Origin of the sequence: Limosilactobacillus antri DSM 16041 (genome assembly GCF_000160835.1) — a bacterium.
Classification (GTDB): Bacteria; Bacillota; Bacilli; order Lactobacillales; family Lactobacillaceae; genus Limosilactobacillus; species Limosilactobacillus antri.
The window spans coordinates 306,594-314,226 of record NZ_GG700732.1 but is presented as its reverse complement, the minus strand read 5'-3'; the positions used below and the strand labels follow the sequence as shown (position 1 = coordinate 314,226).

The window sequence follows — 7,633 nt, the reverse complement described above, 5'->3', positions numbered from 1 at the left end:
TTTTAATGACCGAGACAACGCTGCTATTAAAGCACATAAAGCCGCTGAAGATGCTGATGCTAAGTTAGCCGCTATTAAAGCTGCTAATACCGATAACCAGAACGAAGCAAACCAACCTACTGGTGGTCAAACTGGAGACAATAATCAATCTACTGGCAATCACGAGGTTCAACAGTTCAATAATGATCATGCTTCAGCAATTTCTGAGAAGCAAAATACTTCTAATGGGTATGACAAAGTAACCATGACTCGTGCTCAATACCGGGCACAGCTGAACAGCGCTGCTAAGCAGAACTCCCTGCCACAAACCAGCAGCGAAGACAGCATGGGAATTATGGCCCTGGGTGCTGTTTCCGCAATGCTTGGTCTTGGCTTAGCTACTAAGAAGCGTGAAGCTTAATAACTAAAATTATTCCCCCTTTTTTACCATTATTTTGATGTTGAAAAAGGATCCCCCATACGCGAAGAGGCTGTCAGTCGTCATCTGGCAGCCTCTTTGTTGAATTGGTCTAGATTTAAGGAGAGAATCACCTTGACAAAAATCAACCGTTACAAGCTATATAAGCACAAGAAGCAATGGGTGATTGGTTGTTCATCCCTTCTGCTCCCCCTGCTGCTGGGGGTAACCGCTGCTCACGCGGATGAAGCTGCCTCGCTATTAGCAAACCAGCAAGCACAGCCGGCTCAAGTTGACCAGTCCACTGTTGCCAGCACTTCCGGTCAACCTGCCGGCGGGCAGCTAACCAGTCCTGTGTTGCCTGCCAAGACCGCCCCGGCAGCGACCACCGAAAGTACAGCTTCTTCACCGAGCCAAATTCAGCCGAGTGGGGCAAACGATCAGCCTTCCTCCTCACACCATCCCGCTGATTGGAGCCATAACTATGAGCGCATTATTTGGATTGATTACTACGATCATTACGATACTGATGGTGGTCCGAGCGATAACGATCATCACCGTGAAAAAAATTATTCAAATGGCCGAAAACGGTCACTGGGAGGAAGTCAATTGGTATCCGCCTGAAGGAACCTTCCCGCCTGACGTTAAGGTCCCACCTGTCCACTTTGCGGCCGCCTCACCGACAGAATCAGCCAACCAGCAATGGGAAGTTACTTGCTTTATGCGTTCGGTCGACGTTCAAACGGCTACTGGTCACCAAATTATTAGTCAGGTTTACACGATCCATAAGGGTCAAACCGTCAATATTCCAGAAATCGAAATCCAGAATTCTGGCATCCCGGTGGGCTATCACCCCAGATTAAGTCCGCTAGAAGCTCAGTATGACAAGGTTATTGAGCACGATGGCCACTATTACCTAACAGGCGCGCCCCTCACATATAATGAGGATGGCATTGTTTACCATGGCGCAAATCTTACTGCGGCACCGGGCACCATTAATTTTAATAAGACAGTTATCCTTAGCGCACCGATTAACCTGGTTTACCAGGACCTCAGCGGCAGTACCTACACTGTTAATGGCAACGCAGCCGTTTACCGGAAGGTGGCTCAGGTGGATTATGGGCAATCATTATATCCCAACCAAATTTACTTTGATGCCCTAAACTACCTAAATCAGTACGTGAGCCAAACGGTGGGTACTTCCAATAGCAACTACCAGCTCTATGGCTACTTTGACTCGGATGGCAAACTCCACCCGATTCAGTCCCCCGCCGACTATCCCCGCTTTACCGATGCCAAGTTTGGCTCTGACGGTCTGACCTATCGGCTAGCGATTATTAATCGGCACTACGGCAAAGTGGGTGATCCCGTGACCAAGAAGCGAACGATTATTGTCACCAAGCCGGATGGTAAACAGGAGCAAACTATCCAAGAGGTGACCCTCGCCCAGTTTGCTGACTATGACGGGATTACCGGTGACCAGCTTTGCACTCCCGTCTGGAAAGTCCTGACTGGTGACCAGCCGGACAGTGATGACGATTGGGCGGCCCTCACGGCTGATAATCACGACTGGCAGGCTTTTACCACCCCATCGATTGCTGGCTACACGCCAAGCTTAACTGGGGTGGCTAGTCAAACCGTTACTAGCACCACTAAAGATCAGATCATCAAGATTAACTACCAGGCTAATCAGCAGCGTGTCAGAGTAATATATAAGGATAGCGGTAAAGTCGTCAAAACTACCGAATTAACTGGCAAAACTGGACAAACAGTCAAGGTTGACTTGGATTTGCCAGCCCACTACTTCCTACTGAACCAGCCAGCTTCGACTTACACCTTCCAAGCCAGTGGCAACCAGGATATTATTGTCGAACTGGGGCACCAGACGCAAGCTACCAGTCGCGAGAAGAGTGTTACCAGACAAATTATTATCACTGATCCAACTGGTCATACTAAAATAACGACCCAAAAGGCGACGCTAAACCAGACCGGGATGTTAGACCTGGTCACCCAGCAGACGAACTGGGGTGATTGGACGACCGGCCATTGGGATAGCTTTAGCGTACCGCAATTTGCTGGTTATACGCCGAGTCAAGACCAGGTGCTTGCGCAGGTCGTTACTAGTGCGAGCCAAGATCAGACTACCAAGATCAGCTACCAGGCTGACCCGCAGAGCGTCAGGGTAATCTACAAGGATGGCAATCGGATTGTTAAGACCGAAAAGCTAGCGGGTAAGACCGGGCAAACAGTTAATGTCGTGATTAGTGCTCCTGATCATTACCAAATTATTAATCATCCAGCGACCACCTACACCTTTCGGGCCAGTGGCAACCAGGACATTATCGTTGAGCTGGGCCATCAAACGCAAACTACTAGTCGTGAGAAGAGTGTTACCAGACAAATTATTATCACTGACCCAGCTGGTAAATCCACAACCACCACGCAAACAGCAACGCTGACCCAAAGCGGAGTATTAGACTTGGTTACCAACCAGACCAGCTGGGGTGACTGGACGACCGGCCATTGGGATAGCTTTAGCGTGCCGCAGCTTGCCGGCTATACGCCGAGCCAAGGACAAATCGCTGCCCAAACCGTTACTAGCACTACTGAAAACCAGATCATCAAGATTAACTACCAGGCTAATCTGCAGCGTGTCAGAGTAATATATAAGGATGGCGATCGGATTGTTAAAACTGAAAAGCTAGCAGGTAAGACCGGGCAAACAGTTGACGTCGTGATTGCTGCTCCCGATCATTACCAAATTATTAATCACCCAGCGACCACCTACACTTTCCGAGCCAGCGGTAACCAGGATATTATCGTTGAACTGGGCCATCGGGTGCAAGCCACTCATCGCGAAAAGACGGTTACTAGGCGGATTGTCGTCACGGACCCGGCTGGTCACAGTTCAACCACCACGCAGAAGGCGACACTGACCCAGGCCGGAGTATTAGACTTGGTTACCAACCAGACCAGCTGGGGTGACTGGACGACCGACCATTGGGATAGCTTTAGCGTGCCGCAGCTTGCTGGTTATACGCCGAGTCAAGACCAGCTGCCTGCGCAAGTCGTTACCGATGCGAGCCAAGATCAGGTTGTCGAGATCGGCTACCAGGCTGACCCGCAAAGCGTCAGGGTAATCTACAAGGATGACGGTAAAGTCGTCAAGACTGCCGAATTGAATGGCAAGACCGGGCAGACAGTTAAGCTTGACTTGGCTGTGCCAGCCCACTATTCCCTACTGAACCAGCCAGATTCTACCTACACTTTCCGAGCCAGCGGCAACCAGGACGTTATCGTTGAGCTGGGCCATCAAACAAAGGCCATCAGCCATAGCAAGACGGTTACCCGGCGAATCGTTGTCACTGACCCAGCTGGCAGATCCACGACCACGACTCAAAAGGCAACGCTATACCGGACCGGGGTGTTGGACTTGGTTACCCAGCAGACGAACTGGGGTGGCTGGACAACCGACCACTGGGCTAGCTTTGTTGTGCCGCAGCTTGCTGGTTACACGCCAAATCAAGCGCGGGTCGCTAGCCACACCGTTACGGACCAGGATCAGGACGTTACGGTTGAGATTCATTATCAGGCCGACGACCAGAACGTCAAAATTGTCTACGTTACCCCCGATGGCCAAGTGATCAGGACGGTTAGCCTTCATGGACAGACCGATACTTTACAGGCACTTCCGCTGGACGTCCCTGCCGGCTATCAACTCGTGGCGGGACAACAGATTCCGCAAACGGTCGTGATGAAGTCCCAAATGGCTAACATTATGATTGTGGTTACCAAAGTGGTCCCTCGTGAGGAACAGGCAGGAGCAAACAAAGTGCTTCCCGGCAAGAACTTAACGGGAGGAAGCCAGCAGCTTGGAATTAGCGGTCAGTCATCAACCAGTAGTCCACAAAATCAGGAGCACAAGCAATTGCCGCAAACCGGTAATAAAGATGCTGGCGTTACTGGTTTAGTCCTGCTGGCCACCCTTTCTATGCTGGGCTTTGGCTATCGCAAACGGAACTCCTTGAAGAAATAGTAAATTATAAGATGCTAGAAGGACACGAAAGCCAGAAGTGTCACAGCTCAGTCGGCTGACCCCTAGCTGAAAAGCCGGACGGTGAATCTGAAAAGTGATTCATCGCCCGGCTTTAGTGTTTTAAAAGAAGCTGTCGCCTTGTCAATCATATAGAATCCAGTGGCGTGATTCAAAATTGGTATGCTACGTTAAAACTACCACTCCCGCCTGTGTCGGAAATGTCCTTATTACGTCACGGTTAAATTTTAGTAAAGCGGATTAAAAGACGGTGCGGAACTAGTTTAGCAACGACGCGATATGCCTTGTAAAAAGCTAGCATTGTATAGCTGGCTTTTCCTGACTGGGCCGCTTTAATCGTTTTATGGGCAAATTTGGGAACATTAAGGCTGGGGACTAGGTTGAAAGTGCTGCTACGGACAGTCCGGCTTAACTTATCAACCATCTCTGTCTTCATCATGCCCGGCATGGCTGTGCAAACGTTAATTTGGCGGTTCTTAAGTTCTTCTCTAAGTGCCAGCCCAAAGCTAGTAACGTAAAATTTGGTAGAACTGTAGACAGCTAGGTCTGGATTGGGCACGAAGGAGGAAACGGATGAAACCAGGAGAACAAAACTACCCCTAACCATATAGCGGAGACACTCACGGACAAAGATGGTGGTCCCCTTCACGTTTAAGTCGATCATCATCCGAATCTGCTTTTCAGACATATCGAATACATCACCGTTATAAGCCACACCGGCATTGGCGATAACGGCGGAAATGCGTGGCTGCTTTTGCCGCAAAATTTCAGCAAATTTAAGATAGCTTTCATCTTGTGCAAGATCCAATTCAATTATACGAAAATTCATTTGCGGATAGGTCGCTTGAATCTTTTCCATTCGTTTCTTCCGTCTGGCAATTAGCCAAATTTCATCAACTTTCGGACATTCGTCCATAACTGCATTTACGTATTCACGACCCAAGCCGGAAGTGGCCCCGGTAATAACTGCAACTGACATTTTGATTCCCCATTTCTAATTAAATTGATGGTGTGCCTAATTCAACATCCGTGCGGCCCGGAAACCGCTGGCAACGGCATCGGCAATCCGCCCAACCTGGTTAGCGTCACCGATTGAAATAATTTTTTTGCATTCCGGCAAGTGGTCAGTTAATTGACTGGCCAGCCGATTTTCACTCCGAACACCCAGGGATAAGACGACTGCGTTAGCTTCCCAGACTTCTTGAACCCGATTTGGCCGGCAAGTGATTACTTGGTCCTCTTGAATTCTTATTAGGCGGCGATCGGTCTTTAATTGCACCTGATCCTTTTTGAGGCGCTGGACAACATCCCAAACATTGGGAGCAAAAGCACCAGGAGCAATTTGCTTCGCCATTTCAATAACGGTAACTTGATTTCCCTGCTCGGCTAGTAATTCAGCCGTTTCAATGCCCGTCATTCCTGAACCGACAACAACAATCTTCTGCTTTTGGAAGCGTACTTTGCCCTTTAAAATTGGTGTAGTTGTGTAAACGTTGCTTTGGTCTGCTCCAGGAATTGGCGGACGAACGGGGGCTGCTCCCGTCGCAAGCAGGACCGCATAGGGCTTTTCGTTTTTTATTAAAGCTGGTGTTGCGGTGACGCCATACTTAATCACGGCACCCGCAAGCTTTGCCTGATACTCTAAGTCAATTACAGACCAGCCAATTTTGGCTTTGTGCGGTGGTTTCGTGGCAAGGGTTACCTGTCCACCGGCTTTATCTGCTGCTTCCATTACCAATACACTAAACTTGCGTGCTGCTAATTCACGAGCAGCGGTCAGTCCCGCCGGACCAGCACCGATAATCACTACTTTTCTTCCGTTACCATTCCTTTTGCCATGAAGTTGAAATTCTGTTTCAAAACCCATCCGCGGGTTGACGGCACAAATCGTATGTTCCCCAGTAGTCATTCCGCGCTCATAGCTTTCCTGACAGGCCAAACAGGAAATACACCGGGAAATTTCCGCATCCCGCCCTTCTCTCGCCTTTTGCATCCATTGGGGGTCAGCCAGCATTGGCCGCGCCAAACCGATAAAGTCTTGCGTCCCTGACCTAAGGATTGCTTCCGCCTGGTTTGGCGTCCGGATTACACCAACCGCGATGATTGGGATTGAAACGGCCTCCTTAATGGCCTTAACCAAATATTGCCGCCAACCTGGTTCATAGCTGACGGGCTCACTGATTAGCACTTGTGTATCAGCTGTGGCAATGGTCACGTTTAATGCGTCGGCACCCACCCGTTCAACTTCCTTAGCTAATCGAACCCCCTCTGGCAACGTGATGCCCATCTGCGGATAGCCGATTTTTTCGTAAAATTCATCCACGGTTAAGCGCACGCTAATTGGAAAGTCACTTCCGCAACGCTTTTTAATGCCCTGAATAATTTCCGCAATAATTCGTACACGGTTTTCTATTGGGCCCCCGTACCCGTCCTTGCGAAGGTTTGAATAGGGGCTGGTAAACTGATTTAGCAGGTAGCCATGCCCTGCGTGAAGTTCGACACCATCAGCTCCGGCCTTTTGGGCTCGCTCGGCAGCATCGACAAATTGTCCCTCAATCCGCTTTATTTCTGGAATCGACAATTCCTCTACTAACTGGTTGCCAAATGGAGAAAGGCCAAGGCCAGAGGGAATCGCGCTGGGGGCTTTCAATGGTGGCATAAAACGGTGCATGAACTTGATCATCTTGGGATCATTAGCCGCTGACCGGTCCTGCTTACCCATAATTTTGTAAAACAGTTTCCAATAGTTAGGGTAGACCTTTGCAATTTTATTCCCGATCGGCCATAATCCAGGAAAAATGGCGATATTTTGCCTCCCTGGATGGTGCAGCTGGACGAATAGCCTGCTGCCATACTCATGAACTGTCTCTGTTACTTTCCTTAACGGTTTAATATGCTTGTCCGTTGCTAATGACAGCTGCTTTCCACTGGTAATGCCATCTTGCTCGTTGATTCGTGTATATTCGGTGATTATCAGGCCAATTCCACCGGCGGCGCGCTCCTTAAAGTAGGCAACCGTTTTTGCGGAAGCCATACCATTTTCTTTTGCTAAGCCAACCCCCATTGCGGTCATTACGCCCCGGTTTTTGATTTCCAGACTACCAATCTTTTTTGGCGTGAATAATAGCTTTTTATCCATTAAATCCCTCTTTACATAAGAATAAATTTAGACACTTGCAAAT

Annotated in this window: 5 protein-coding genes; 3 read left to right on the top strand and 2 right to left on the bottom strand. The window is 49.1% G+C overall.

Annotated elements, in window-relative coordinates; translation table 11 throughout:
* The 3 genes from HMPREF0494_RS11360 to HMPREF0494_RS10735 all read left to right on the top strand — a co-directional run.
* Positions 1-400: LPXTG cell wall anchor domain-containing protein (locus HMPREF0494_RS11360; protein ID WP_007123146.1), on the top strand; the 400-nt coding region annotated here is incomplete at its 5' end.
* Between the two features lie 132 nt (positions 401-532).
* A complete protein-coding gene (locus HMPREF0494_RS11560) occupies positions 533-1,021 on the top strand; it encodes a KxYKxGKxW signal peptide domain-containing protein (RefSeq protein ID WP_007123145.1) in 489 nt (162 codons plus the stop codon).
* Complete coding sequence (locus HMPREF0494_RS10735; RefSeq protein WP_155802458.1) at positions 957-4,433, top strand: mucin-binding protein; 3,477 nt, start codon at positions 957-959, stop codon at positions 4,431-4,433. Before HMPREF0494_RS11560 ends, HMPREF0494_RS10735 begins: the two co-directional genes overlap by 65 nt.
* A 238-nt stretch (positions 4,434-4,671) precedes the next feature.
* On the opposite strand, the gene HMPREF0494_RS01490 is transcribed toward HMPREF0494_RS10735, so the two are convergent.
* On the bottom strand, positions 4,672-5,430 hold the full coding sequence (locus HMPREF0494_RS01490) for an SDR family NAD(P)-dependent oxidoreductase (RefSeq protein WP_007123143.1): 759 nt from the start codon (positions 5,428-5,430) through the stop codon (positions 4,672-4,674).
* A gap of 36 nt (positions 5,431-5,466) precedes the next feature.
* Positions 5,467-7,590 carry an NAD(P)/FAD-dependent oxidoreductase gene (locus HMPREF0494_RS01485; RefSeq protein WP_007123142.1) on the bottom strand — a complete coding sequence of 708 codons (2,124 nt, stop codon included), beginning with the start codon at positions 7,588-7,590 and terminating at the stop codon, positions 5,467-5,469.
* Positions 7,591-7,633 lie beyond the last annotated feature (43 nt).